The sequence below is a fragment of the Faecalicoccus sp. LCP19S3_E2 genome (assembly GCF_052121255.1).
GTDB lineage: Bacteria > Bacillota_I > Bacilli_A > Erysipelotrichales > Erysipelotrichaceae > Faecalicoccus.
The window spans coordinates 35369-60684 of the sequence record NZ_JBQKEP010000001.1 but is presented as its reverse complement, the minus strand read 5'-3'; the positions used below and the strand labels follow the sequence as shown (position 1 = coordinate 60684).

At 39.5% G+C, this 25316-nt stretch carries 22 protein-coding genes and 1 other annotated feature; of the genes, 21 read left to right on the top strand and 1 reads right to left on the bottom strand.

The genetic code is table 11. The features are described 5' to 3' along the window. The 7 genes from ACTQX6_RS00350 to dapA all read left to right on the top strand — a co-directional run bounded on the left by ACTQX6_RS00350 (position 1) and on the right by dapA (position 5770). Positions 1-492, top strand: a complete 492-nt coding sequence (locus ACTQX6_RS00350) for a PTS sugar transporter subunit IIB (RefSeq protein ID WP_294689097.1) — start codon at positions 1-3, stop codon at positions 490-492. A gap of 11 nt (positions 493-503) precedes the next feature. Continuing rightward, the gene (locus ACTQX6_RS00345) at positions 504-1295 is read left to right on the top strand and encodes an HpcH/HpaI aldolase family protein (RefSeq protein WP_272006515.1); all 792 of its coding nucleotides are present in this window, start codon (positions 504-506) and stop codon (positions 1293-1295) included. Further along, entirely contained in the window at positions 1292-2236 is a 945-nt protein-coding gene (locus tag ACTQX6_RS00340; protein WP_294689096.1) for a D-2-hydroxyacid dehydrogenase, read from the top strand. The genes ACTQX6_RS00345 and ACTQX6_RS00340 overlap by 4 nt, the downstream gene beginning before the upstream one ends. Positions 2237-2334: 98 nt before the next feature. Beyond that, positions 2335-3108, top strand: a complete 774-nt coding sequence (locus ACTQX6_RS00335) for a PTS mannose/fructose/sorbose/N-acetylgalactosamine transporter subunit IIC (protein ID WP_272006508.1) — start codon at positions 2335-2337, stop codon at positions 3106-3108. Further along, entirely contained in the window at positions 3108-3959 is an 852-nt protein-coding gene (locus tag ACTQX6_RS00330; protein WP_294689093.1) for a PTS system mannose/fructose/sorbose family transporter subunit IID, read from the top strand. Before ACTQX6_RS00335 ends, ACTQX6_RS00330 begins: the two co-directional genes overlap by 1 nt. After that, positions 3960-4877 carry a phosphoglycerate dehydrogenase gene (locus ACTQX6_RS00325; protein WP_294689091.1) on the top strand — a complete coding sequence of 306 codons (918 nt, stop codon included), beginning with the start codon at positions 3960-3962 and terminating at the stop codon, positions 4875-4877. It abuts the gene before it with no gap. Positions 4878-4879: 2 nt separating this feature from the next. After that, positions 4880-5770 carry a 4-hydroxy-tetrahydrodipicolinate synthase gene (dapA, locus tag ACTQX6_RS00320; RefSeq protein ID WP_294689089.1) on the top strand — a complete coding sequence of 297 codons (891 nt, stop codon included), beginning with the start codon at positions 4880-4882 and terminating at the stop codon, positions 5768-5770. Between the two features lie 205 nt (positions 5771-5975). On the opposite strand, the gene ACTQX6_RS00315 is transcribed toward dapA, so the two are convergent. Continuing rightward, entirely contained in the window at positions 5976-7481 is a 1506-nt protein-coding gene (locus ACTQX6_RS00315; protein WP_320863219.1) for an NAD(P)H-hydrate dehydratase, read from the bottom strand. Between the two features lie 89 nt (positions 7482-7570). On the opposite strand from ACTQX6_RS00315, the gene ACTQX6_RS00310 reads away from it, so the two are divergent. The 14 genes from ACTQX6_RS00310 to ACTQX6_RS00245 all read left to right on the top strand — a co-directional run bounded on the left by ACTQX6_RS00310 (position 7571) and on the right by ACTQX6_RS00245 (position 24971). Continuing rightward, positions 7571-9187, top strand: a complete 1617-nt coding sequence (locus tag ACTQX6_RS00310; RefSeq protein WP_294689085.1) for an oligosaccharide flippase family protein — start codon at positions 7571-7573, stop codon at positions 9185-9187. Positions 9188-9190: 3 nt separating this feature from the next. Next, on the top strand, positions 9191-11050 hold the full coding sequence (mnmG, locus tag ACTQX6_RS00305; protein WP_294689084.1) for a tRNA uridine-5-carboxymethylaminomethyl(34) synthesis enzyme MnmG: 1860 nt from the start codon (positions 9191-9193) through the stop codon (positions 11048-11050). A 21-nt stretch (positions 11051-11071) separates the two neighbouring features. Next, positions 11072-11422: an FtsB family cell division protein gene (locus ACTQX6_RS00300; protein WP_229035580.1), complete on the top strand. Its 351-nt coding sequence runs from the start codon at positions 11072-11074 to the stop codon at positions 11420-11422. A 132-nt stretch (positions 11423-11554) separates the two neighbouring features. Next, positions 11555-12079, top strand: coding sequence for a winged helix-turn-helix domain-containing protein (locus tag ACTQX6_RS00295; RefSeq protein WP_117446336.1), 525 nt, complete (start codon positions 11555-11557; stop codon positions 12077-12079). Positions 12080-12153: 74 nt separating this feature from the next. Further along, positions 12154-14568, top strand: coding sequence for a glycogen/starch/alpha-glucan phosphorylase (locus ACTQX6_RS00290; protein ID WP_168964581.1), 2415 nt, complete (start codon positions 12154-12156; stop codon positions 14566-14568). 66 nt (positions 14569-14634) lie between these two features. Further along, positions 14635-15783 carry a 1-deoxy-D-xylulose-5-phosphate reductoisomerase gene (dxr, locus tag ACTQX6_RS00285; RefSeq protein WP_294689081.1) on the top strand — a complete coding sequence of 383 codons (1149 nt, stop codon included), beginning with the start codon at positions 14635-14637 and terminating at the stop codon, positions 15781-15783. 52 nt (positions 15784-15835) lie between these two features. Then, the gene (locus ACTQX6_RS00280) at positions 15836-17077 is read left to right on the top strand and encodes a hypothetical protein (protein ID WP_294689079.1); all 1242 of its coding nucleotides are present in this window, start codon (positions 15836-15838) and stop codon (positions 17075-17077) included. Between the two features lie 91 nt (positions 17078-17168). Next, positions 17169-18665, top strand: coding sequence for a PHP domain-containing protein (locus tag ACTQX6_RS00275; RefSeq protein WP_195222167.1), 1497 nt, complete (start codon positions 17169-17171; stop codon positions 18663-18665). A 70-nt stretch (positions 18666-18735) separates the two neighbouring features. Continuing rightward, positions 18736-18947, top strand: a binding site (T-box leader). A gap of 33 nt (positions 18948-18980) precedes the next feature. Further along, positions 18981-20915 (top strand): methionine--tRNA ligase, encoded by a 1935-nt coding sequence (metG, locus tag ACTQX6_RS00270; RefSeq protein WP_294689076.1) that lies wholly within the window; start codon positions 18981-18983, stop codon positions 20913-20915. 1 nt (position 20916) lies between these two features. Continuing rightward, the gene (locus tag ACTQX6_RS00265; protein WP_117446330.1) at positions 20917-21117 is read left to right on the top strand and encodes a hypothetical protein; all 201 of its coding nucleotides are present in this window, start codon (positions 20917-20919) and stop codon (positions 21115-21117) included. 36 nt (positions 21118-21153) lie between these two features. Then, on the top strand, positions 21154-21462 hold the full coding sequence (locus ACTQX6_RS00260) for a hypothetical protein (RefSeq protein ID WP_294689074.1): 309 nt from the start codon (positions 21154-21156) through the stop codon (positions 21460-21462). Between the two features lie 4 nt (positions 21463-21466). Then, positions 21467-22051, top strand: a complete 585-nt coding sequence (locus tag ACTQX6_RS00255; protein ID WP_294689141.1) for a sugar O-acetyltransferase — start codon at positions 21467-21469, stop codon at positions 22049-22051. Positions 22052-22247: 196 nt separating this feature from the next. Then, the gene (gene metK, locus ACTQX6_RS00250; RefSeq protein ID WP_117446328.1) at positions 22248-23339 is read left to right on the top strand and encodes a methionine adenosyltransferase; all 1092 of its coding nucleotides are present in this window, start codon (positions 22248-22250) and stop codon (positions 23337-23339) included. Between the two features lie 12 nt (positions 23340-23351). Beyond that, positions 23352-24971 (top strand): potassium/proton antiporter, encoded by a 1620-nt coding sequence (locus ACTQX6_RS00245; RefSeq protein ID WP_220412080.1) that lies wholly within the window; start codon positions 23352-23354, stop codon positions 24969-24971. Positions 24972-25316 lie beyond the last annotated feature (345 nt).

The following is a 25316-nucleotide window of genomic DNA, read 5'->3' as shown; positions in this document are numbered from 1 at the left end:
ATGGCAGTAGAAATTGTACATGCTCGTATTGATTATCGATTGATTCATGGGCAGGTTATTACAAAGTGGCTAAAACAATGTGGAGCCAATCGAATCATTATAATTGATGATGCTTTATCAAAAGATACATTTTTGGGACAGGTTTATAAAATGGCTGCTCCAACAGGTGTCCAGGTGGATATTGTCTCTGTTAAACAAGCAGCAAATCTATGGACGCCAAACAAAACAGTAAGAGGGAAAATATTTATTTTATTTAAGTCAGTTAATATGGCTAAGGAGGCAATTGATGCTGGCTTGAAGTTGTCTGAATTACAAATAGGTGGATTAGAAAATACAGCTACTCGAAAAGTGGTCCATGTAGGAATCTCTATGGACAAAGAGGATGGTGAAAAATTAAAAGTTATTCAAGATGGTGGAACTCGAGTTTTTTTTCAAACTATTCCTGGTGAAGAAGTTGAAGAGTTAGATGAAATTTTAAAGAAAATACATTAGAGGGGATGTAGATGAAAAATCGTTTTAGAGAGAAATTGACCAATAAGCAACCGATTATAGCTACTAGAATCAATAGTACATGGCCAATGATTGCAGAAGTAGCAGGTGCTACTGGATTATATGATTATGTCGAATTTCTAGGAGAATATGCACCTTATTCACAATTTGATTTAGAAAATATTGCTAGGGTTTGTGAATTGCATGATATGTCTTGCATTATCAAAGTTGACTATGCGAATAGGGCATATGTTGCTCAAAAGGCACTTGCATCAGGATTTCAGGGAATATTATTTACCGATCATACCACAGCACAAGAAGTGGAGGATACACTAAAAAATGTAAAACCTGCCACTCCTCAAATACAGGGAAGACTTGGATTTGTGAATCGTAGATTTTACAAAAATGAACATTTTTCGAATCAAATGACATATGCAAGTGAAGTTCAAAAGTGTGTAATGGGCTTTATGATTGAAAAAGTAGATGCAGTCAAAAACATTGAAGAAATCTGTCAAATTCCAGGCGTCGATTTTATTCAATTTGGTCCCGCTGATTTTTCCTTGAATAGCGGATTTAATGCAAAAGAAGAAGTAGAAAAAGTAAGAGTAGCAGAGGAAAAGGTGATTCAAACTGCATTGAAATACGGCGTTAGTCCTAGAGTGGAATTAAATTCTTCAGAGGAAGCAGACCGATATCTTGAAATGGGTGTCACGCATTTTGCACTAGGATCTGAACTTCGAATAGAACGAGTTTATTGGACAGAGCAAGGTCATGATTTATTAAAGAAAATAGGTCAAAAACAATGAAAATTGTAGTCTTGGACGGATATGCGTTAAATCCAGGGGATCTTGATTGGTCCTCACTTAAAAGATTAGGAGATACTAAAATTTATGATCGAACTTCGGAAAATGAAATACTTCAACGAGTTAAGAATGCAGACATTATTTTGACAAATAAAACACCGTTAACCAAAGAGATTATAAATAGTTGTAATCAATTGAAACTAATTTCTGTTCTTGCTACAGGATATGACATTATAGATGTTGATACAGCCAATCAAAGAGGAATCGTAGTTTGCAATGTTCCTAGCTATGGCACTTACTCAGTTTCACAATTTGCCATCGCTTTGTTATTAGAGATATGTTGCCAGGTAGGATATCATAGCCAAGAGATATTTCAGGGTAAATGGACTGAAAACAAAGAGTGGTGCTTTTGGGACAGACCTCTAATTGAGCTTTATCAAAAGACTATGGGTATTATAGGCTATGGGCGAATTGGACAAAGAACAGGAGAAATAGCTAGGGCCCTGGGAATGCATGTAATTGCAAATGATAAATATTTTGCTAAAGAGGATACGGAGTATGTTTGCCTGGATGAACTTTGCAAAAGATCTGATGTTATTGTACTGCATTGTTCATTAAATTCAGAGACATATCATCTAATCAATGAAACTAGACTGAAATCTATGAAAAGTACTGCGATTTTAATTAATAATTCCAGAGGGTCTTTGATTGATGAAATAGCATTGGCTGAAGCTTTGAATAAAGGAACCATTAGAGCAGCTGGATTAGATGTTGTTTCTTTAGAACCAATTCAAAAAAATAATCCATTGTTACACGCTAAAAATTGTTTTATAACACCACACATGTCATGGGGATCCTATGAAGCAAGACAACGAATAATGAATTGTACGATTAAAAATATAACTGGTTTTTTAGCAGGGTATTCGGTAAATCAAGTTAATTAGTAGGAATCCTGTAAATCATAATAAATAGTGGGAGGTGACAGATTTATACTAGATAGATTGCTTGCAAAAATAAGAATATAGAAAAGAGGAGAGAAAAGATGACTATTTTACAAGCGTTAATTATTGCTTTGTTGTATTGGATTTCACAAGCAAAAATCTGGTACGGTTTTTCAATTATGCGTATGCCATTGTCAATAGCACCATTTATTGGACTATTGTTTGGTGACATGAAAACTGCGTTGGAAGTTGGAGCAACATTACAAATGATTTACATTGGTTCTATCGCACCTGGTGGCAATCCTCCTGCCGACGAAGGTTTAGCTTCTTGTATTGCTATTCCTATTGCAATTACTGCTAATATTGATCCAACTGTTGCAATTTCTTTGGCTATTCCATTGGGATTGTTAGGGGTAGTGTTGGAAAATGTTCGAAAGACTTTGAATTCTGGTTTTGTGCATATGGCTGATCGTTATGCAGCAGATGGGAATGTGCGAGGAGTTCAATTGTGTGCAACTGTCTATCCTATTTTATTAGCTTTCCCGATGCGTTTTATTCCGGTATTTGTAGCTTGTTTGTTCGGCCCAGAAGCCATTCAGGCATTTGTTGATATGTTACCGGCATGGGCAACTAATGGATTATCAGTGGCAGGAAATATTCTACCAGCATTAGGATTTGCAATTACGATGATTGTCATTGGTAAGAAACAATACATTCCATTATTTGTTGCCGGCTTCTTCTTAGTAGCATATTCAGGAATCAGTACAATTGGTGTATCTATTTTTGGTGCATGTTTAGTATTAATGTTCATGCAACTGAAAAAGGACAATTCAGGGCAAACTGAAATAGTAGAAGAAAGTGGAGGTTTAGAATAATGGCAGAAAATAAAAATGCACAACAGACAGGATTAATTACAAAAAAAGATGTGCGTAACTCATTTATCTTGTGGCATGCGTTTGCAGAAACATCTCTAAACTTTGAACGTCTTCAGGCTTTAGCATTTTGCAACTCTTTAACAGGAATACTAAAAAAATTATATCCTGATAAAAAGGATTTATCAGCTGCTCTTCAAAGGCACTTAACTATGTATAATACAGAAGCTAACTGGGGAGCAGTGGTAAATGGTATTACGATTGCGTTAGAAGAGCAAGTTGCAACGACCACAGATGAAGAAACTAAAAAGAGTAGTACCGAGTTGATTACAGGTTTAAAAGCGGGTTTGATGGGGCCGATTGCTGGGATTGGTGATTCTTTAGATTTTGGTACTTTAAGACCTATTGTAATTGGTATCTGCGTTCCGTTTGTGATGAATGGTTCAGTGATTGCAGCGTTAATACCTTTGATTTATCAAGTATTATACATGTTTATCTGTAGTAATATTTTATCGCAAGCTGGATATGAAAAAGGTAAAAACTCTATTATGAATATTCTTCAATCTGGTAAAATTCATAAAATTATTGATGGATTTGGAATGTTTGGTCTATTTATGATGGGTGCTTTATCTGCTACTTATGTTAAGATCACAACGCCTTTAGTAATTACAACAGGTGGTGGCAACTCTATCAACATCCAAGAAACATTAGATGGTATTATCCCATGTATTATTCCAATTTTAGTGGTATTTGCGGTTTATTTCTATATTAAGAAATTTGGACCACATTATTTAAGAATTTTATTAGCGATTGTAATTGCCTCATTAGCATTATCTTTCTTTGGTGTACTATAAATGAGAACGATATTAATTACACCTAGGCCCTTTCATGAGAAAGGGTCTGAGCAAATTGAAAAGCTCGAGCAGCTAGGATATAAAGTCATAGTAAATGATACTGGAAAACGATATAGCAAAGAACAGTTGATGGATTTGGTGGCTAATGCAGATGCCATTTTAACAGGGAATGATCCTTTAGATAAAGAACTATTATCTCAGGCTAAGAATTTGAAGGTGATCTCTAAGTATGGTGTCGGCTTAGATAATATTGATTTGACATATGCAAATGAAAAAGGAATAAAGGTTTGCAAAGCCTTAGGTGCTAATTCAGTTTCAGTGGCAGAATCTGCAATGATGATGATTTTAACAAGTTTACGTCAATATAATTCTTTGTGTCATAATTCCAAATCAGGAATTGAAAAGCGATTGATGGGACGAGAAGCAAAAGGAAAGACACTAGGAATTTTAGGGTTAGGAGCCATTGGAAAGAATGTTGCTCAATTTGCTCATGCTTTTGAGATGAACATCATAGGCTATGATCCATATGTTACGCAGGATCAAGTAGAAGACTATGTCAGAATGGATACGTTTGAAGAACTATTAAAACAATCAGATGTTATTTCATTGCATCTTCCTCTGCTTGAATCCACAAAGTACATTATCGATGAATTAGCCATTTCTAAGATGAGAGAGGGAGCTATTGTCATTAATACAGCTCGTGGAGGATTAATCGATTCTCTAGCATTATTCAAAGCTTTACAGACAGATAAACTTTCTTTTGTATCAGAAGATGTCGAATTAAAGGAACGACCAGAAGAGTTAAAGCAAATGGAACGATACAATATCACGCCACATGCAGCTAGTTTCACATTGGAAGCAGATCAAAACACAATGAAAATAGCAGTACAGAATATTATTGATAATTTGGAGGAATAGATATGGAAATCAAAGGAATAATTACAGCGATGGTTACACCGTTTAATGAAGATGAAAGTTTAGACACTGATTCTGCTAAAAAAATGGCGGAATGGCTGATTCAAAAAGGTGTTAATGGATTATTTATTGCAGGTACAAATGGAGAATTCCATCTCTTGTCAGATGATGAGAAGGTTGAATTAACAAAGGCAGTTGTTGAAACTGCAAAGGGAAGAGTTCCTGTAATTGCAGGTGCAGGATGTTGCGGCACACAACACTCTATTGAATTGAGCAAAAGACTTGTTGAAGCTGGAGCCGATGCGTTATCGTTGGTTACACCATATTATTTAGTACCAAATCAGGAAGATCTATATGAACATTTTAAAACAATTGCTGAGAGTATAGATATTCCTTTCTTACTTTATAATATTCCGGGACAAACTGGATGTAAAATTGAACCAGAAACAGCACTTCACTTAGCAGATGTTAAAAATATTATTGGAATCAAAGATAGTGGAGGAGATTTTGATACACAATTAGCGTATATTGAGATTTCAAAAAAGAAAGACTTTATTGTTCTGAATGGTTCAGATTCTCTAATGCTTAAATCCTTTAAAGCTGGTGCTGTTGGAAGTGTGGCAGCTACATCGAATGTAATTCCTGAAATCGAAATAGAATTGTATAACGATTTCTTAAAAGGGGATTTAGAACGCGCCCAATATCAAAGAGATTTAATGGATACACTACGTATGGCCTTAAAGAAATGTGTGGCTCCAGCAGTCATGAAAAAGACTTTGAACATGATGGGAATTCGTGCTGGTATTACACGTAGACCTGTACGGATGCCCGAGGACGATGTGGTTGAAGTAATTAAAGAAATGTTAGATACATATAAGATACCTTATAAGGTGTAATTTAGGTACTAATTAAATGTTAAATACTTTCCACGAAATATTTAGTAAAATGAGTTTAATATATGTGTTAAATAAAACTATAAATCGTATAGCATTTAGATAGTTTAGGGGTCCGCCTAGACTTAAGCGAAGAAATCATGAAAAAAGAGCCTCCTTGCATTATAATTCGTATGTGGTCTACAAACTACAATAAAAAAAGGGAAGCTTAACCTTCCCGTAAAGATTGAAATACATTAGGAATTTGATGAATCAGATCCTCCGGCATAAAGCAGGCAGGATCTTTTTTCTGTTTGGCACAACAACTGTGAATATACGTACCGACGGCAGCTGCCTGAAAGGCGTTGCGGCATTGGCCATAGAGTCCGGCAATGATACCGCATAATATATCGCCGCTTCCTCCTTTTGCCAGGGCGGAGTTTGGCTGATGCAGTACATATATTTGATCTTTATGTCCGATCAATGTGATATCGGATTTTAAGACCAGCGTACAGTTAGGATAGCTGGCACAAAATTCCTGCACGGTTCCAAAGGGATCCTGCAGGATCTCAGATAAGCTTCGATGACAAAGATAAGTCATCTCTTTGATATGTGGTGTCAGGATGATCGAAAAGTCCTGCCGTAAAAGTTCAGGGTGTTCACGAATACCCCAACAGGCATCGGCATCGAAAAGAGTGCAGGTGGAAAGCTGTAATGCCTTTTGTACCAGTTTTTTGGTGCTTTCCTGCTGCCCCATACCATTGCCGATCGTCACGATATCGTATTTTCCGGTTTCTTTTGCCAAGGCTTCAATGGCTGTATTTGAAAAATAACCGTTTTTATCTTCTCCGCTTTTCAACATCGTAAATTCCATTTTCTGAGCCAGAATGTCATGAATACAATCCGGAACAAAGCAGGTCAGCGTTCCAATCCCGCTTTGATAACAGGCTCTGGCAGCCATGGTGATGGCACCATGCATGGAATAAGAACCGCCGATCATCAAGGCTTTGCCGAAGGTGCCTTTATGTCCGTCATCAGGACGTTGGGGAAGAAGGTGTTTGGCCTCCATCGGATCTAACAGGATGGCGGTTTTTGCATCTCTATGTATAGTTTGTGGAATTCCGATGGGAATACATTCCAGCTTGGAACAGACTTTTTTACCTTCGTTGATCAACTGTCCGGTCTTGATACAGTCTAAACAGATGGTCAAATCACTGATTATGTAGGCATTCAAGATCTTTCCGGATGTCGCATCCAGTCCACTGTTGATATCGATGGAGATCACATACGCATCAGAGGCATTGACCGCCTCCGTCAAGGTTTTATAGTCACCTTCAATATCTCGGGAAAGGCCGTTTCCAAACAGGGCATCAATTATAACATCAACGCTTTGAAGCAAAGATAAAGTTTCTTTGAAAGATGAAAAGTGCACCTGTTCATTCTTTTCCAGCATAGCCCACTGGATTCTTTCATCATTTGACATGGATGAAACTTTAGGGGCATAGACGATACAAGGTCGATGCAGTAAACGGGCAATGGCTAGACCATCACCGCCGTTATTTCCCGGACCACATAGTATAAGAACTTGATCACCGGGCTGCAGATGGTTTTGAATGATCTTTGTGCAGCCTAAGGCCGCATGTTCCATCAGGATCAAGGAAGGAATCTTATGTTCGTGAATGGCTGTCTTATCGGCCAGGCGAGCCTGTGCAGCCGTACAGATAGTTGTTTTCATAATTTTAGTATAGTGCAAAAGAGAAAAAAAAGCTTGTATTTTTCAAGCGTATGATATAATGAATTCTAATTGGGATGGAGGTGCATGGAATGCAGGAATCATCAAAGATCAAAAAGTCGATCATACTCAGTGGTTTGGTAGGCACCGGCGGTATGTTTATTGCCAAACTGATTGGGATCGTCTATGCCATTCCCTTTTCCAGCATTTTAGGATCGGATGTCTATATGGGCATTTACGGTCAGGCTTATAATATTTATTCCTATGTGCTAAGCGTATTTACGGCAGGCTTTCCTTTTGCGATTGCGACATTGGTAGCCCGTTATACGGTACTAAAAGATGCACATACGGTTTTATTGATTCGCAAGATTGCTTTTGTGGCGCTGGCATTGATGGGCTTTGCGGGAATGCTTTTAATGTTTGGATTATCCGGTGTACTGGCTCCTTTAATGGTAGCCCAAAGCAGCGATATTATGGCACGCTCTTTACAAATCTTATCACTGGCCATCTTCTTTGTGCCTGTTTTATCCGCTTTACGTGGCTTTTATCAGGGACGTAAAGAGATGGAACAATATGCGTTTTCGCAGGCTTTTGAACAATTGTTCCGTGTCGGCTTTTTATTATCGATTTCATGCTTATTTGTCTATGCTTTAGGCTTGGAGCGAAAATGGGCATTGTATGTTTCTGTTTTATCGACATCCGTGGCAGCCATTGCGGCCATCGCACAGTTTTTGGCTTTCGACAAACGCAAGAAACAGGAGATTGTTTTAGAAAGTCAGGAACAAAAAAAGATAGGAATTTCACAGAGTAAAATTGCCAAAGAAATGTTTATTTTGGCCATTCCTTATATGATCTCGGCAATTTTTGGTTATTCTCAACAAATCTTTAATGCGATTTTATTGCCGACCGGTCTTCATCTGCACCAGTATGATGAAGCTACGATTTCAACCATCATTTCGGCAACCAATTATGTCGGGGTAAAGATCACGGCCATTCCGATGATTTTGGCACCTGGTTTTACGGCGGCCATCATTCCGCATATCACGGAGGCTTTGACACGAAAAGACTGGGCCAAGACAAGAAAAAATGTCGTGGATTGTATAAATGTCGTTTTGACTATCGGTATTCCTGTATCCTTCTGTATCTTTTTATATGCAGGGCCGATCAACTATACTTTATTCTATACCGGAAACTTGGATATGAGTTCTTATGTTCTGGCCTGGCTTTCCATCGAAGGCTTTTTGGGGACGATTTCTCCGGTAACGACCAATCTGATGATGGCATTAGGTTTAAAGCGAACATCCTTACGACGGATGATGATCTCAACCATTATCAAAGGTGTTTTAATGGTACCTCTAACCGCAATTTTTGGCTTTGCGGGCAGTGTATTGACATCCATTGTCGGCGATGGGTATTTGATCTTGTTTAACTTAAAAGAAGTGCGTTCTGTGTATCGGATTCGCTTTCATAAAACATTACAGATCGTATCTCGACTTTTGTTGGTGATCGCATCGATGTTTATCGTTTGTACGCTTTTAAACTGGATTGGCCTTAATGGAGTCGATGGCTCAAAATGGATTGCCTTTATCAAGATGGCCTTTAATGGTCTTTTGACATTGGGAGCTGGTGTAGCGGTTGCCTGCTTTATGCATCTGCCGCAGGCTGTTTTTCACATTCGTATTCATTTACCACGTAGAAAAGGGGCATAGTCAATGTACGATATCATTGTAATAGGAGCTGGGCATGCCGGTATTGAAGCGGCCATGGCAGCTTGTCGAATGCATAAAAAAGTGGCATTGGTGACCTTGGATATTCAAATGGCAGGCTCTATGCCCTGTAATCCAAGCGTTGGTGGTCCGGCCAAGGGCATTGTTGTAAGAGAAATCGATGCTTTAGGTGGTTTAATGCCCATCGTTGCCGATCAGACCGCTTTACAGTTTAAAATGTTAAATACGACCAAAGGTCCGGGTGTTTGGTCTTTGCGCGTACAAAGTGATAAAGAAGAATATAAAAAACAGATGGCTTCAATTTTACAGAATACCAAAGGTCTAACGGTGATCGAAGATGCCTGTACGAATTTGTTGATTGAAAACCAGCGTGTAACCGGAGTGCATTTAAAGGCACGGGGCGATGTTTTTGCCAAAGCCGTTATTTTGACAACGGGAACCTATATGACATCAACGATCCTTCGCGGTCATACCGCAACGGTATCCGGGCCGGAAAATCAACCTACGATTCAATCATTGTCGGCCGGTCTGCAGGAACATGGAGTCCGTCTGTTTCGCTTAAAAACCGGAACGCCGCCACGTATCTTACGTGACAGTATTGATTTTTCCAAAGCCGAAAAACAACCCGGTACACCGGAGTTTTTCAGTTTTAGTGAGACCACGAAACCAGGAGATGTTTTACCTTTTGACAGACAGGAAATTTGTCATTTGATCTATACAACACCAAAAACACATGAAATCATTCGTGAGCACTTACAAGATTCGGCGATGTATTCCGGTCTTGTCAAAGGCGTAGGCCCTCGTTACTGCCCCAGCATAGAAGACAAGCTGGTACGCTTTGCGGATAAGGAAAGACATCAGCTGTTTCTGGAGCCGGAATCCAAAAGCCTGGAAACCATTTATTTACAGGGTTTTTCCACTTCTATGCCTATTGATGTGCAGGAACAAATGGTTCATTCTCTGCCGGGTCTGGAAAACGCAAAGATTGTAAAATACGCTTATGCGATCGAATACGATGCAATCGACCCTTTACAGATGAAACCAAGTATGGAAAACAAGGTCATTGAAAATTTATTTACGGCCGGGCAGGTCAATGGTACCAGCGGTTATGAAGAAGCAGCCGGACAAGGTCTGATGGCTGGAATCAATGCGGTTTTAAAAATTGATGGTAAAGAGCCGTTTGTCTTACGCAGAGATGAAGCTTATATCGGTGTTATGATCGATGATCTTTGTACCAAAGGAACCAAAGAACCCTATCGTCTGTTGACTTCCAGAGCCGAATATCGTCTGTTGTTGCGACACGATAATGCCGATCAGCGCTTGTTGGAAAAGGGATACCAGTTAGGTGTTGTATCCAAAGAGCGCTATGAGAAGTTTCAAAAAAAGATGGAGACGATTCAAAAAACGAAAGAATTGTTACAGGAAGTGCATATCAAACCGACGGAATCCATCAATGCGTATTTATCTTCTTTAGGCTTTGATCCTTTACAGCATGGATGCAGTGCTTTGGAGCTGTTAAAACGTCCACAGGTAACGATCAAAGGCCTGCAGTCCTGGATTGAACAGGATATTGATGCTTCTGTTGCCAGACAGATCGAGATTGAAGTGAAATATGCGGGGTATATTGAAAAGGCAAAACGCGATGCACGTCATTTACAGGCGATGGATCAAAAGAAGCTTCCAGAGGGTTTAGATTATCTGCATATGGATAATTTGCGCTTGGAAGCCCGACAAAAGCTGGATCAGATTCGTCCTTCTACGTTAGGGCAGGCTTCCAGAATTTCCGGTATCAACCCCAGTGATATTGCGATATTGTCATTATGTGTAAAACCACATAAAAAATGATATAATAGTAAGGGGATTCATATGAAAAGAGCATATAAAGTCAAACGAACCGAAAGACAAGTCAAAAAAGTGCCGATCTCAAAAGGAAAGGCTATGCGAAAAGCTGTTCTTTGTGCGTTCTTGTTAGGGGGAACCATCTATTTGACATGGAGTGGCATACAAGATCTACAGACAACGGCACAACTTCGGTTAAACATACAGGAGAATAAAGATCAGATTGCGGATTTGGAGAATGAAAAGAAAGATTTGGAGAAGACATATCAGAATCTAAGCAATCCGGATTATGCCCGCTATTTTGCCATGGGACGCTATCATGTGACCCAGGATGGAGAGCAGGTCTTTATCTTTCCAAGCGCAGATAAACAAGAGTAAAACAGTCATCTCAAGCCTATTGGGATGACTTTTTTCATGCCGAAAAGATCATGTTGTGCAGATTTTTGTCCTCTTGTACCGCTTTTCTTGTCAACACAATAAAAATCTGTTTATCTGAAGGCGGAGGTTATTATGAAAACTGATACAATTCAAATCTGTTTAGACGTAGAAGATGATGTTTGGAATGAATGGTGTCTATATCATGAAGTGCCCAAACAAACTCGTATCCATTCCAATACGATTTGTATTCCAGGCACCATCACCCGGCAAAATGCCTGCTTTCTTCAAAATAAGAAGATGTATGGACTTCATGGCTTCTGGATCGAAACCAAAACACTGGTCAGGCATCGATATTACTGCTCGCAAAATATTACTGTAGATCTTTTTACGCATAGAGTTTATGTAGCGGATAAAATGGTCAAGCTTAATCCCTCGGATTTTGATCTGCTGGTGCATTTTTTAAAACATCCGCATCAGGTATTATCCAGAGATATATTGATCGATTTATTGGAGATACGAAAAAATCGAGTGATGCAGGACAATGCGCTTTCTGTGCATATACGTCGGATTCGTAAGGCCATTCAAAATAAAACGCTCATTTTGACGGTTCCCATGGTGGGATATATGTGGACAAGTGACGTAACAAGCGATAAATAGGGCGTTTGAAAAGCGAAAGAATTTGAAAATCGAACGACAGATAGTTATAATAGACACAGTGTGGAGGGAAAACTATGTCAAATCGATTTGATTCAAAGGAAGTTTTTATCGAGCGGTATAAACAGGAAGTTTCTGAAACATATGGTCGAGATTTTGAAGAAACTTTCCCGGCAGAACGATATCAAGTATTAGGAAAGATGATTCGTGACTATGTCGGAATCAACTGGAAAGAAACAAAAAATGCGATTCGAAAATCACAGTCAAAACAGTTATATTATTTTTCCATGGAATTTTTGATGGGGCGCTTGTTGACAAGCAATCTGATGAACTTGGGAATTTACGATCTTGTCAAAGAAGGATTACAGGATCTGGGGATGGATCTTAATGATATGGAAGAAATGGAAAGCGATGCCGGTTTAGGAAACGGTGGTTTAGGACGTTTGGCAGCCTGCTTCATGGATTCTTTGGCTTCCCTGGATTTAGCCGGACATGGAAACTGTATTCGTTATCGTTATGGTCTTTTCAAACAGAAAATCGTTAATGATGAACAGGTAGAATTACCGGATTGTTGGTTAAAGAATGGTAACGTATGGGAAGTTTGGAAACCGCATCATGCGATGCAGGTGCCTTTTGGTGGACAATTGGATGCCTATATGGATCAAAACGGAAAATTCCGTTCCAACTATCATCCAGAATTTGTTGTGCGCGCCGTACCATATGATGAACCAATTATCGGTTATCATACGACAACGACCAATACATTGCGTTTATGGGATGCCGAAGTCGATGAAGACTTTGTGCAGGCCGGACAGTTGAATAAATATTTGAACGATGTTATGGCTATTACAGCCAATGTGTATCCGGATGATTCTACAGAAGAAGGAAAGCTGCTTCGTTTGAAACAGGAATATTTCTTCGTGTGTGCCGGTATCGATCAGATCATTCGTTCCCATTTACGTGCCTATCCAAGCCTGGATAATTTAGGCGAAAAAGCGGCCATTCAGTTAAACGATACCCATCCGGTATTAGTCATTCCGGAATTGATGCGTGTATTGTGTGATGATTATGATTATGAGTGGGATCACGCATGGGATATCGTGACAAAAACCGTAGCTTATACCAACCATACGGTCATGGCTGAGGCTTTGGAAAAATGGCCGCAGGAAATGATGCGTTCTTTATTGCCTCGTATTTATATGATCATCGAAGAAATCGATCGTCGCTTTAAATACGAAGTGGATCATAAGGGTATGGGCCATGTATGGAACAATGTGGCCATCTTAAAAGAAGGTCAGGTTCATATGGCGCATTTGGCCATTGTCGGCAGTCACAGCGTGAACGGGGTAGCTAAGCTGCATACAGAAATCTTGATTCATGATGTCATGAAGGATTTTGCGGATCTGTATCCAGGTCATTTCAACAATAAGACTAATGGAATTACGCATCGTCGCTGGTTGTTGTATTCGAACCCACAGCTGACAAAATTGTTGGAGGAAACCATTGGAGATTCCTTTAAGACGCATCCGGAAGATTTGGAAAAACTAATGGAACACGTCGATGATCCGATCCTGCAGCAGCGTTTTATGGATGTGAAGCTGGAACGTAAACAGATTCTTGCCGATTATGTAAAGAAGACATTGGGTATTGATGTCGATGTAAATTCGATCTTTGACTGTCAGGCTAAACGTTTACATGCCTATAAACGTCAGTTGTTGAACATTTTCCATGTGATGCATCTGTATTTGAGGATGAAAGAAGAACCAAGCTTTAGAATTTATCCGCGTACATTCTTCTTCTCGGCCAAGGCAGCACCTAGCTACATGCTGGCAAAAGAAATCATCAAGCTGATCAACATGGTAGCTGATAAGATCAATAACGATCCGGAAATCAATCAGTATATCAAAGTGGTCTTCATTCCAAACTATTCAGTTTCGGTAGCTGAAATCTTATTGAATGCCGCAGATGTCAGTGAACAGATTTCTACAGCCGGAAAAGAAGCCAGTGGTACGGGAAATATGAAATACATGATGAATGGAGCCATCACTTTAGGAACTTTGGATGGAGCCAATGTGGAAATCGTAGAACGTGTCGGCTATGAAAATGCAGAAATCTTCGGCCTGCGTGTGGAAGACATTGAAGAAGTAAAGAAAGAAAACTCTTATAACGCATGGCATATCTATCACAACAACTATCGTGTTCGTCGTGTGATCGATTCTTTGAAAAACGGAACATGGTCTTCCAATCCAGATGAATTCCAGCTGATCTACAATGATCTGTTGTTGCGAAATGATGAATTCTATGTTTTGGCAGATTTTGATGCCTATGTTTATGCACAACGTCAGGTAGAAGCTCGTTATCAGGATAAGACAAGCTGGGCTCGTACGATGTTGATCAACATTGCACAGAGCGGATATTTCTCCAGTGATCGTACGATTCGTGAATACGCCAAAGAGATTTGGGATCTGCATCCGATTCCTTTTGAAAAGTAAAATGTGAAGTGAGGTTGAAAAACTTCACTTTTTTTGTATAGTAATGTTGAAGAAACGAGGAAGAATATGAAACGTATAGTATTGTTAGGGGCGACAGGTTCCATCGGAAGACAAACTTTGGATGTACTTTCCAAGCATCCGGATGAATTTTCTCTGGTCGGTATCTGTGCCGGGCATAACGCAAAAGAGCTCAAAAAAATTGCGGAGGCTTTTCCATCGGTAGAAGCCATCGGTTTATTTGAAAACAAGGAAGGAATTACGTTTTCCTGTGAACATGTCTTTTATGGCGAAGAGAATATGGTGCAGTGTATCCAACATTGTGATTATGATCTTTTGGTCAATGCGGTTGTCGGCTTTCGTGGTTTGAAGCCTACTTTGGAGTCATTGCGCAAAGGAAAGGATGTGGCTCTGGCTAATAAAGAAAGTCTGGTGGCCGGCGGTGTTTTGGTCAAAAAAATGTTGGAAAAGACTAACACAAAATTATATCCGATTGATTCCGAGCATTCGGCTATCTTTCAATGTCTGCAGGCCGGAAAGAAAGAAGAAGTGCGGCGCTTGATCATTACCGCATCGGGCGGAAGTTTTCGTGATCATACCAGAGAACAGCTTCAGAATGTCAGTGTGGAAGAAGCGCTGGCACATCCAAACTGGAACATGGGCAAGCGTATCACGATCGACAGTGCTACCATGGTCAATAAGGGCTTTGAGGTCATAGAAGCGCATTATTTGTTTGATCTTCCTTATGAAAAGATCGACACGGTCTTACATGCCCAAAGCTTGATTCACTCCATGGTGGAATATAATGACAATGCCATCATGGCGCAGCTTGGTTCAGCCGATATGCGACTGCCGATACAATATGCTTTGATGTATCCAAACCGTCCATATTTAAAGGAAGAGCATCCGTTAGATATGACAAAGACGTTAAGTCTGGATTTTAAAGAAATGGATTATGAACGCTATCCGATGTTGAAATTGGCATATCAGATTGGAAAAAAAGAAGGAAATCTGGGTGCTTGTTTTAATGGAGCGGATGAAAAGGCCGTAGAGCTTTTTCTGGATAAAAAGATTACTTTTTTACAGATCGAAGAAAGTATTGAAAAAGCTGTAGAAGCAGCTACTTTTATTGCGAATCCGACTTTAGAGGAACTGGAAAGAACGGATCAAGAGGCACGAGAATTTGTCGTTCGATATTGGGGACTGGAAAACCAGTAAAAAATAAGGTAAAATACAAGTTGGTATAAGAAACGTGAGGAGTGATGGATCAATGAAAAAAAGGATCGCATACAGTCTTGCTTCTGTGGTGGCAGCTTCTGCCATAGGCTTTTCCGGCATGCCGATTTATGCACAAACGACTCCAACACAGACGACTGTAGTACAGACAAAGGAAATCAAAGATCCGCAGGATTTTGTTGATCTGTACTGTTCATTTAAAAAGGTAACGATCGATACCAAAAAACAGGAGATCGTTAGTTACACAGTCTATGAAACTGTAACAGAGAAAAACTATGAGCAGATCCTGAGCGGGAAAAAAGTATATGATACCTTAAGCAAGGATATGCAGAAGGCTGTAAAAGAGATTCTATGGAACACGAAGAATCCAGAAGGAAAGCTGCTGGAAAAAGACTATACGAAGTTGTATGAAGAAGCGCTTTTGATGCAGCAGACCGTCAAGGAAAAAGAAGAGGTCAAACCGGAGGAAAGTGAAGAAATCACAAAACCGGAACAGGAGGCCAACGAAAATAAGCCGCCTGTAACGGAGGAATCGACATCTTCGCAGGAACCGGAAAAGACAACGGAAGACAATAAAGAGGCAGAAGAAAACAAGGAAACGGAAACAACAGAAGTTTCTAAACCGGAAACGGAAGAAAATGTTCAGGATGAAACCGAAAGTAAACCGGAAGAGGAAAAAGAGCCTGTAGAAAATGAAGCTTTCGAAGAGATAGAGGCTCCGGTAATTGCACCGACAATATTTTTGTATAAGGCAGAGCCAACAGAAGAATCTTTACTGGTCAGTGCCACACAGTCTGTTTCTAAAACAGTAGAGCCACAAGTGGTTACACCTGTTGTACAGGAAACAAAACCGGTTGTTTCAGAAACAAAGGAAACAGTAAAGCCAGTCGTATCGAACACTTTAGAGTTAAACACACTGGATCCGGATGTACAAAATTTTATCAAAAATTATCTGATGGATGCCAATGGCAATCTTTATACTTCGGTAACGATGTATAACTATCGTCAGATCTTATCGGGTGTTGCCGGTTATTCGGATTTATCCACTGATAAGGTTTCACAGTTAAATTCTTATTTGTTGGCCAATGGAAGCCAGAGATATTTCTCTTTGGTCAATCAGTGCCAGCGTATTGAAAATCAGGGAAGTACATTGACAAAAAGACCGGTCGTAGATACATCGACTTCCAGCGGATTTGGATTATATGGAGCTTTAATGGCTTTATCTTCCGTTGGATTTGGCTTTTTGATCAAACGTAAGAAAGAAAAGAATCTGTAAGAGATCGTCAAAGCGGCGATCTTTTTTTCTGCCTTTCTTTGTATAAGGAATTTTTGTATAATAGAAGACAGGAAAGGTTTGTGATAGAACCATGGTCATCAAAGAGTATAGTTTAAAAGATTTGACTACAGCCTATTTTCAGAAAAAATCACAGCTGTATCGTTCCGGCGGATATCGTCATGCCAAGTATTTAAGGCGTAATTTTGAAGACTATCAGGCACATTTTTTTGCCTTTTTAATGGATATCAATGTATGCCTGTTGCCGGTATATATATGGGTCATTGAGTTTTTGTTGATTCTTTGTGGATTGATCCCACCTAATTTCTTTGATCTTTTGTTTTATATCATGTATGCCCTGTTGTTTGTTGTCAGCGTGTTATTGTTGCCGATATTTTCGGCTCGCTGTAAAGGGCAGTCGATCGGATATGTCTTTACTGATTTAAAGCTGGTAAAGAAAAACAAAGAAGAAGCATCAGCTTTAAAAGTCATCTTTCGACAGATGGTTGGCTTTGGGATTCCGCTTATGGTTTTCGGTTTCTTCTTCCAGACTTTTGGCATCGTATTATGGTGGCTTGTCAATGGCCTGGTAGCTCTGTTGACGCCTTGTCAACAGACGTTGGTCGATCTGTTCTTTAATACCGTTACTGTACGTGAGCCAATCACCAATATTCGCTTTGAACAGGAAGTAAAAGAAGAAATCAAAGCCGATGTAACGCCAATTGATTTGCATATTCGCTCAAATTACAGCGATGATGCATCGAATGATGTCGAAGAAATCTTTAAAGAAGCCAAACAGCTTGGCATGGAAACAATATCGATCACCGATCATAACTGTGCCAGAGCCAATGCGGCTGCCAGTCGATTTGCACCACTTTATGGCATACAATATATACCGGGAGTGGAAATCGATGCACAATATCGCAGTACTCGAATTCGTATTTTGGGATACTACATCGACTGGTCTCATGAAATCTTTGATGATTTGGAAAGAGAATCCTTGATGCGTGAAAAGAAGATGTCGATCGAACGTGTGCAGCGATTTGAAAAACTGGCAAAGGTAAAGATCGATACAAGATCCATCATGGAGAATTCAAGATTTCAGACGATTACACCAACGGATATCACAAACATGGTGTTTAATAATGCGCAGGTGCGTTCAATGCCGTTGGTAAAAAAATACGTGGATGCTTATGAACCAAAAGAAGCAATGCGTCGTTTCCGCAAGGATGTATTTGGTAAGAATGGTCCTTGTTACGTGCATTGTACCTATCCGGCAGCTAAAGAGATCATTCAAGCTATTCATGAAGCCGGAGGTATTGCGATTTTGGCAAGCTGGCATCTGGATTCCATCAGTGATGATCTGATTGAGGAAATCATGCGTTTAGGTATGGATGGTATCGAATGCTTCAGTCCGGATATTCGTGAAGAAACAATGGCTTCTGCCATTCGAATCGCTCAGAAGTATAAAGCGTTTATCTCCTGTGGAAGTGATTATCACGGAACGACAAAACCGGATCGTCATTTGGGTGTTACCAATTGTCCGGCCAAGGCTTTACCGTTGGTTCGCATTTTGACCAAAGCAGCTTAAAGAAGGTGTTTTCGCCTTCTTTTTTCTATGTACTTGTTTAAACAAAATTTCTATCGTATAATACAGGCATTAAAAGGCAAAGAAAAGTAGAGTACCATTTGGACTGTGCAAAGAGAGCAGAAGTTTGGTGAAATTCTGTGACAGAAAAGATGGGAACATGGACTTGGAGCCGTTCTTTTGAATAATGTAGAAAGAAACGTAGCCGGCGTTAACGGCCAATGAGGTATTTGTAATCTATACAGATACGAACTAAGGTGGTACCACGAAGCTTTCGTCCTTGGGAGGAAGGCTTTTTTTATTTTATAGGAGGACAATATGGAAAATAAAGGACCTTTTTATTTAACAACCGCAATCGCCTATACATCCGGAAGACCTCATATCGGAAATACGTATGAGATCATTTTAAGTGATGCGATTGCCCGCTTTAAAAGAGCACAGGGATACGATGTGTTCTTCCAGACCGGAACCGATGAACACGGTATCAAAATTGAAGAAAAGGCGAAGGAAGCCGGTGTATCCTGCCAGGAATTTGTCGATTCCATTTCGACAAAGATTCGCTCCAACTGGGATCTGATGAATACCAGCTATGATTACTTTATCCGTACTACGGACAAAGATCATATGAAGCGTGTACAGAAGATCTTTCGCAAGCTGTATGAACAGGGTGATATTTATAAAGGAGTGTATGAAGGATGGTATTGTACACCATGTGAGTCATTCTGGACGGAATCGCAGTTAGTGGACGGTAAATGTCCGGATTGTGGAAGACCGGTACAAAAAGCCAAAGAAGAAGCTTACTTCTTAAATTTACAGAAATATGCTGATCGCTTGATTCAATACATTGAAGAGCATCCGGATTTTATTCAGCCGGAATCTCGTAAAAACGAGATGTTGAATAACTTCTTACGCCCAGGATTACAAGATCTTTGTGTATCCAGAACTTCCTTTAAATGGGGAATTCCGGTTGATTTTGATGAAGGTCATATCGTTTATGTATGGATCGATGCGTTATCCAACTATATCACTTCATTAGGCTATGATGCCTATGGCAACAGTGATCCAAAGTATAAAAAATACTGGCCGGCTACCCACATCATCGGAAAAGACATACTGCGTTTCCATACAATCTACTGGCCGATTATCCTGATGGCTTTAGGAGAACCATTGCCAAAGAAAGTCTTCGGACATCCATGGCTTTTGATCGGGGATGGAAAAATGTCCAAATCTAAGGGAAATGTTATTTATGCCGAAGATTTGGTACGTCATTTTGGTGTGGATGCGGTGCGTTACTATTGCCTGCATGAAATGCCGTTTGCACAGGATGGAACGATCACATGGGAGTTGGTCGTAGAAAGAATCAATTCCGATCTGGCTAATATTTTAGGAAATCTGGTTTCTCGTACGGTAGCGATGTCCAATAAATATTTTGACGGACAGATTCTAAATCCAAATGTTGAAGAAGATGTTGATAAAGAATTGATCGAACTAGCCCAGAACACGTTATCTAAAGTGGAAGCCAAAATGGAAGAACTGCGTGTGGGGGATGCGTTAGATGAAATCTTTACGCTGCTTCGTCGCTCCAATAAATACATTGATCAGACGATGCCTTGGGCGCTGGCCAAGGAAGAAGATAAAAAAGATCGTTTGGCAACCGTATTGTATAATTTATTGGAATCCATTCGTATCAGTGCTGTTTTATTGAAGAGCTTCCTGCCGGAAACAGCGGATAAGATCTTAGATACATTACATACGAACCAACGTGATTTTGATTCGATTCAGACTTTCGGACAGTTAGAAACAGGCATCCAGGTAGAAAAGAAACCGGAAGTTCTGTTTGCCCGTATTGATGAAAAGAAATTCATGGAAGAACTGAATAAAGAATTGGAAGCGCAAAAAGAAGAAAAACCAAAGAAAGAAGAAATTAAAGAAGAAATCACGATCGATGATTTCTCCAAAGTGGAATTAAAGGTCGGGACGATCATTGAATGTGAAAAACATCCTAAAGCCGATCGTCTTCTGGTGGAAAAAATCGATATGGGTGAAGAGATTCGTCAGGTGGTCAGTGGGATTGCCAATACTTATAAACCGGAAGAGTTGATTGGAAAACAGGTTATTGTCGTGACCAATTTAAAACCGGTTAAACTGCGTGGTGTTGATAGTAACGGAATGATTCTTTGTGCAAGCTCTGAAAAGGGATTGTCGATTATCAGTCCGGTAACAGAGATGCCAAACGGTACAGTTGTACGTTAATATGAGTGATCGACAAAAGGTTTTGTTTCGACAGATGCAGCTGGTGATCTTAGGGCTTGTGATTTTGATTGGCGGTATCGTGGCCGATCATCAGGCATTTCGCATCATTGGGATCATCGTATTGATTCTGGGAATTGTTAGATGTTATTCCTTTTGGAAGCTGTTAAAGAAACTGGAACAGGAAGAAGATACAGAGGCTTGATGCCAACTGTATCTTTTTTTGTGCTACACTAAAGCTATGAAAAAAATCTTGGAGAATTTTGCCAGTGGAATCTATGATTCACTGAAAGAAAAAGAAGAAACCAATGTATTTCTCTATTCGGAAATAGAAGTGTATGTTATCGAACTGTTTCGCTCCTTTGTCAACAAAAGTGCTGTATTGATCGGTATCTTGATCGTATCTGTTTTTTTGATCGTGCAAAAGATTGATGCTTCCTGGTTCTTTTGTACCGCCCTGATTTTCTGGTTTGCATGGTTACTTTCAACCAGTGTTATACGACGTTTTTATATAGAGTTTCAAAGAAGACAGAAGAAAAAAGGAGAGTAGTATGATGACGGAAAAAGAAAAGATGTTGGCAGGTCAACTGTATGACTGCGGTGATACTGAGCTATTGGCTCAATGGCATAAAGCCAAAGATCTGGTGTGTGAATACAATCAAATTCCATCCAATGACGGTGTAAAAAAAGCAGAAATTTTAAAAGAGCTTTTAGGCGGTCAGGGGAAGAATTTATGGATCACACCACCTTTTTATGTTGATTATGGAGAAAATATATATTTTGGTGATAACTGTGAAGTGAATATGAACTGTACTTTTTTAGATGATAATGAGATTCATATCGGAGATAATGCTCTGATTGCACCGAATGTACAGATTTATACGGCTTTTCATCCTACAAATGCTTTGGATCGATTTGGTGAACCAAAGGAAGATGGCCCCTTTGCGTTTTGTAAGACACAGACGGCGCCGGTATATATTGGGAAGAATGTCTGGATCGGCGGTGGTGTTGTTATTTTACCAGGCGTACATATTGGAAATAATGTAGTGATTGGAGCTGGTAATGTTGTCACCAAAGATATACCCGATAACAGCGTTGCCTGCGGAAATCCATGTCGTGTGATTCGAGAAAATAAATGATGCTTTTGGTTGTCAAAGAGAATCCTTTGTGATTAAATAGTAATGCATTATCAAGAGATGGGTTAGAGAGTTAGCTCGTTGATCCCACGCCAACCTGATATCGGCAGATATTAAGGTGGTCCTGCTAACAGACGATAAGAAGTATCTTGATTTCGACATACTTCTTAGGAAGTATGTTTTTTTATGGAGGAACAGTATGAAAAACTATATCTTTACCAGTGAGAGTGTTACCGAAGGACATCCGGACAAGATTTGTGATCAGATTGCCGATCGTATCCTGGATGCCGCTTTAGAGCAGGATCCTTATTCCAATATGGCTGTGGAATGTACGATCAAGGATGATTTTGTGTTGATTTATGGAGAAGCCAATACCCAAGCTGATATTGACTATGAAGCCATTGCCTTAAAAGAAATTCGTCGTATCGGTTATACCGAAGATTACAAGGTGCATGTTGTTGTCAACCAACAGTCTCCGGAAATTCACAATGCGGTCAATCGAGATGAAATCTGTGCCGGTGACCAGGGAATCATGTTTGGATATGCCTGTGATGAAAGTCGCGAATACATGCCGTTGACGATTTATTATGCGCATAAGCTGGCTCGTCAGCTGACAAAGGTTCGCCGTGAAAATCCGATCTTGAAACCAGACGGAAAAACACAGGTTTCGGTTGAATATGAAAATGATGAGATCAAACGTATCGATACGATCGTTGTCTCCACCCAGCATGATGCCAGCGCGACACAGGAAGAAATTCGCGAGTTGATCATGAATGAGGTCATTAAACCGAGTATCAATGAAAAGTTTTTGGACGAAAACACAAAATACTTCATCAATCCAAGCGGAAGCTTTGTCGTAGGTGGTTCTTTTGGAGATTCCGGAACGACAGGCCGTAAGATCGTTTGCGATACCTATGGTGGAAGAGGCCGTATTGGAGGAGGCTGCTTCTCCAGTAAAGACCCGACAAAGGTCGATCGTAGTGCTGCTTATTATTGTCGGTATGTGGCCAAGAGCTTAGTAGCTAATAAACTGGCCAGAAGAGCGGAAGTGCAGGTCAGCTATGCCATCGGTAAGGCAGAACCGATTTCTTTATGCGTTGATACTTTTGGAACCGGCATCATGGATGATGAAAAACTGTTGGATGTGATCAAAACGAATTTTAACTTCGATGTCAACAACATCATCCAGGAACTGGATTTAAGAAAGCCAATCTATCATAAGACAAGTTGTTATGGACATTTTGGAGATCCACAGTTCACTTGGGAAAAAATCAAAAATCTAGTATATTAGGAGCATGGGAACATGCTCTTTTTTTGTGGAGGTGATGTTTTGAGTGTTCTTTTGATAGGTATTGGTGTTGTATTTATATTATGTATTTTATTAAACCATTTGTTGGCGAGACTTCCCATCCCTTCATTGGTAATCTTTTTGGTGTTGGGGATATTGTTTGGTGTAGATGGTTTGTTTCAAATTTCTTTTGACGATTATGCATTATCTGAAACGATTTGTTCTACTTGTCTTATTTTCATTATGTTTTATGGAGGCTTTGGAACCAATATTAAACAGGCAAAGAAAATATTGGCTCCAGCTATTCTATTGTCCAGTGTAGGCGTAGTTTTGATGGCTTTTCTTGTGGGTGGCTTTGTTTATTTTGTATTTGGGCTTCCTCTGTACGCCAGTCTTTTGATGGGTGCTGTGGTGTGTTCGACAGATGCAGCCAGTGTTTTTAATGTGCTGCGTTCTAAAAATCTGGCCTTAAAACAAAATACGGATTCCTTGTTGGAAGTGGAATCTGGTTCGAATGATCCTTTTTCCTACATGCTGACATTGATTCTTTCAGCTTTATGTCTTGGTGAATCGATCCATATTCCATGGATGTTGTTACAACAATTAGGGTTTGGTGTGCTAATTGGAGTTTTGGTGGCCAAAGGTGTTTTGTTCCTGCTTCATCAAATGGATCAGTTGTCTTCGGCAGAACGAACGATCCTTTTGTTTGCAGCTTCTCTATTGTCTTATGCTTTTGCTTATAAGGTAGGAGGAAATGGTTATTTAAGTGTTTACTTATGTGGTATCATCATGGGAAACAGTTATGTGCCTGATAAAAAAGATATGGTTCACTTCTTTGATGTATTGACAGAAAACTGTCAAATGATCATTTTCTTTTTACTGGGATTGTTGGTTACCCCTTCTTCCTTACCAAGTCAGTTTACATATGCTTTCTGGATTTCTTTGTTTATGATTTTGATCGCAAGACCATTGGTGTGTACTTTGTTGTTGAAACCGTTAGGTTTTTCCTGGAATAGAATCGCAGTCATTTCAATGGCCGGTTTACGTGGTGTGGCTTCAATCGTGTTTGCTATTATGGCAGTTACCAAAGGCGTGGAGTATCCGCTAAATTTATTTAACATTGTTTTTATTATCGTGTTGATTTCGTTGATTGTACAAGGTTCCTTGCTTCCTAAATTTACAGAGTGGATGAAAATGAAAGACCCTCAAGGAAATATCTTAAAGACATTTAATGATTACCAGGAGGAAGAAGAAATTCGTTTTATTCAAATCCACATGGATGAAAATCACACATATGTCAATAAGACTATTTCTCAGATCGCATTACCAGAACAGATGTTGGCGGTACTGGTTCTTAAAAAAGAAGAAACGATCATGCCAAATGGGAATACCTTTTTGGAAAAAGGGGATACATTAGTATTGGCGGCACATGCATTCGAAGAAACACAGAATTATCAGATGAAAGAAATTTATATTGATGAGCATCATAAATGGTGTCAAAAGAAGGTTTATCAGCTTCCACAAAATATGCCTTATTTAATTGTCATGATCAAACGACAAAAAGAAATCATTGTACCCAATGGGGATACAATGATTTGTGATGGGGATAAACTTGTGGTGTTAAAGCATGTTTAGTAGTTTACAAATAAGTAAAAATTAATCTTACTCTTTAGAAGAAATACCCTCATCTTTTAAAGAATCGTCACTTTTGGGTGCAAACCATTTGTAGTCGATCCATAAAGCTGGAATTAACAGAATAATCATAGCGATGACTCCATAAAATTGAAAGGATAAAAACTCTGCTCTGTCGATACCGGAAATTGAAGATATCACAGGCCATAAAACCAAATAGAAGGGGATTCAGAAATAGAAGCAGCTTCTTATGTTTCCAATTTCTTTTGATGGAAATATTTTTTATAATCAATAACATTATCAATAAAATAGCAACCAAAAGAATCTTTAGAAAGAAAGCATTGTTTA

Coding starts and splice junctions, on each gene's coding strand:
- ACTQX6_RS00350 (WP_294689097.1), top strand. CDS start 1: ATGGCAGTAGAAATTGTACATGCTCGTATTGATTATCGATTGATTCAT.
- ACTQX6_RS00345 (WP_272006515.1), top strand. CDS start 504: ATGAAAAATCGTTTTAGAGAGAAATTGACCAATAAGCAACCGATTATA.
- ACTQX6_RS00340 (WP_294689096.1), top strand. CDS start 1,292: ATGAAAATTGTAGTCTTGGACGGATATGCGTTAAATCCAGGGGATCTT.
- ACTQX6_RS00335 (WP_272006508.1), top strand. CDS start 2,335: ATGACTATTTTACAAGCGTTAATTATTGCTTTGTTGTATTGGATTTCA.
- ACTQX6_RS00330 (WP_294689093.1), top strand. CDS start 3,108: ATGGCAGAAAATAAAAATGCACAACAGACAGGATTAATTACAAAAAAA.
- ACTQX6_RS00325 (WP_294689091.1), top strand. CDS start 3,960: ATGAGAACGATATTAATTACACCTAGGCCCTTTCATGAGAAAGGGTCT.
- dapA (WP_294689089.1), top strand. CDS start 4,880: ATGGAAATCAAAGGAATAATTACAGCGATGGTTACACCGTTTAATGAA.
- ACTQX6_RS00315 (WP_320863219.1), bottom strand. CDS start 7,481: ATGAAAACAACTATCTGTACGGCTGCACAGGCTCGCCTGGCCGATAAG.
- ACTQX6_RS00310 (WP_294689085.1), top strand. CDS start 7,571: ATGCAGGAATCATCAAAGATCAAAAAGTCGATCATACTCAGTGGTTTG.
- mnmG (WP_294689084.1), top strand. CDS start 9,191: ATGTACGATATCATTGTAATAGGAGCTGGGCATGCCGGTATTGAAGCG.
- ACTQX6_RS00300 (WP_229035580.1), top strand. CDS start 11,072: ATGAAAAGAGCATATAAAGTCAAACGAACCGAAAGACAAGTCAAAAAA.
- ACTQX6_RS00295 (WP_117446336.1), top strand. CDS start 11,555: ATGAAAACTGATACAATTCAAATCTGTTTAGACGTAGAAGATGATGTT.
- ACTQX6_RS00290 (WP_168964581.1), top strand. CDS start 12,154: ATGTCAAATCGATTTGATTCAAAGGAAGTTTTTATCGAGCGGTATAAA.
- dxr (WP_294689081.1), top strand. CDS start 14,635: ATGAAACGTATAGTATTGTTAGGGGCGACAGGTTCCATCGGAAGACAA.
- ACTQX6_RS00280 (WP_294689079.1), top strand. CDS start 15,836: ATGAAAAAAAGGATCGCATACAGTCTTGCTTCTGTGGTGGCAGCTTCT.
- ACTQX6_RS00275 (WP_195222167.1), top strand. CDS start 17,169: ATGGTCATCAAAGAGTATAGTTTAAAAGATTTGACTACAGCCTATTTT.
- metG (WP_294689076.1), top strand. CDS start 18,981: ATGGAAAATAAAGGACCTTTTTATTTAACAACCGCAATCGCCTATACA.
- ACTQX6_RS00265 (WP_117446330.1), top strand. CDS start 20,917: ATGAGTGATCGACAAAAGGTTTTGTTTCGACAGATGCAGCTGGTGATC.
- ACTQX6_RS00260 (WP_294689074.1), top strand. CDS start 21,154: ATGAAAAAAATCTTGGAGAATTTTGCCAGTGGAATCTATGATTCACTG.
- ACTQX6_RS00255 (WP_294689141.1), top strand. CDS start 21,467: ATGACGGAAAAAGAAAAGATGTTGGCAGGTCAACTGTATGACTGCGGT.
- metK (WP_117446328.1), top strand. CDS start 22,248: ATGAAAAACTATATCTTTACCAGTGAGAGTGTTACCGAAGGACATCCG.
- ACTQX6_RS00245 (WP_220412080.1), top strand. CDS start 23,352: ATGCTCTTTTTTTGTGGAGGTGATGTTTTGAGTGTTCTTTTGATAGGT.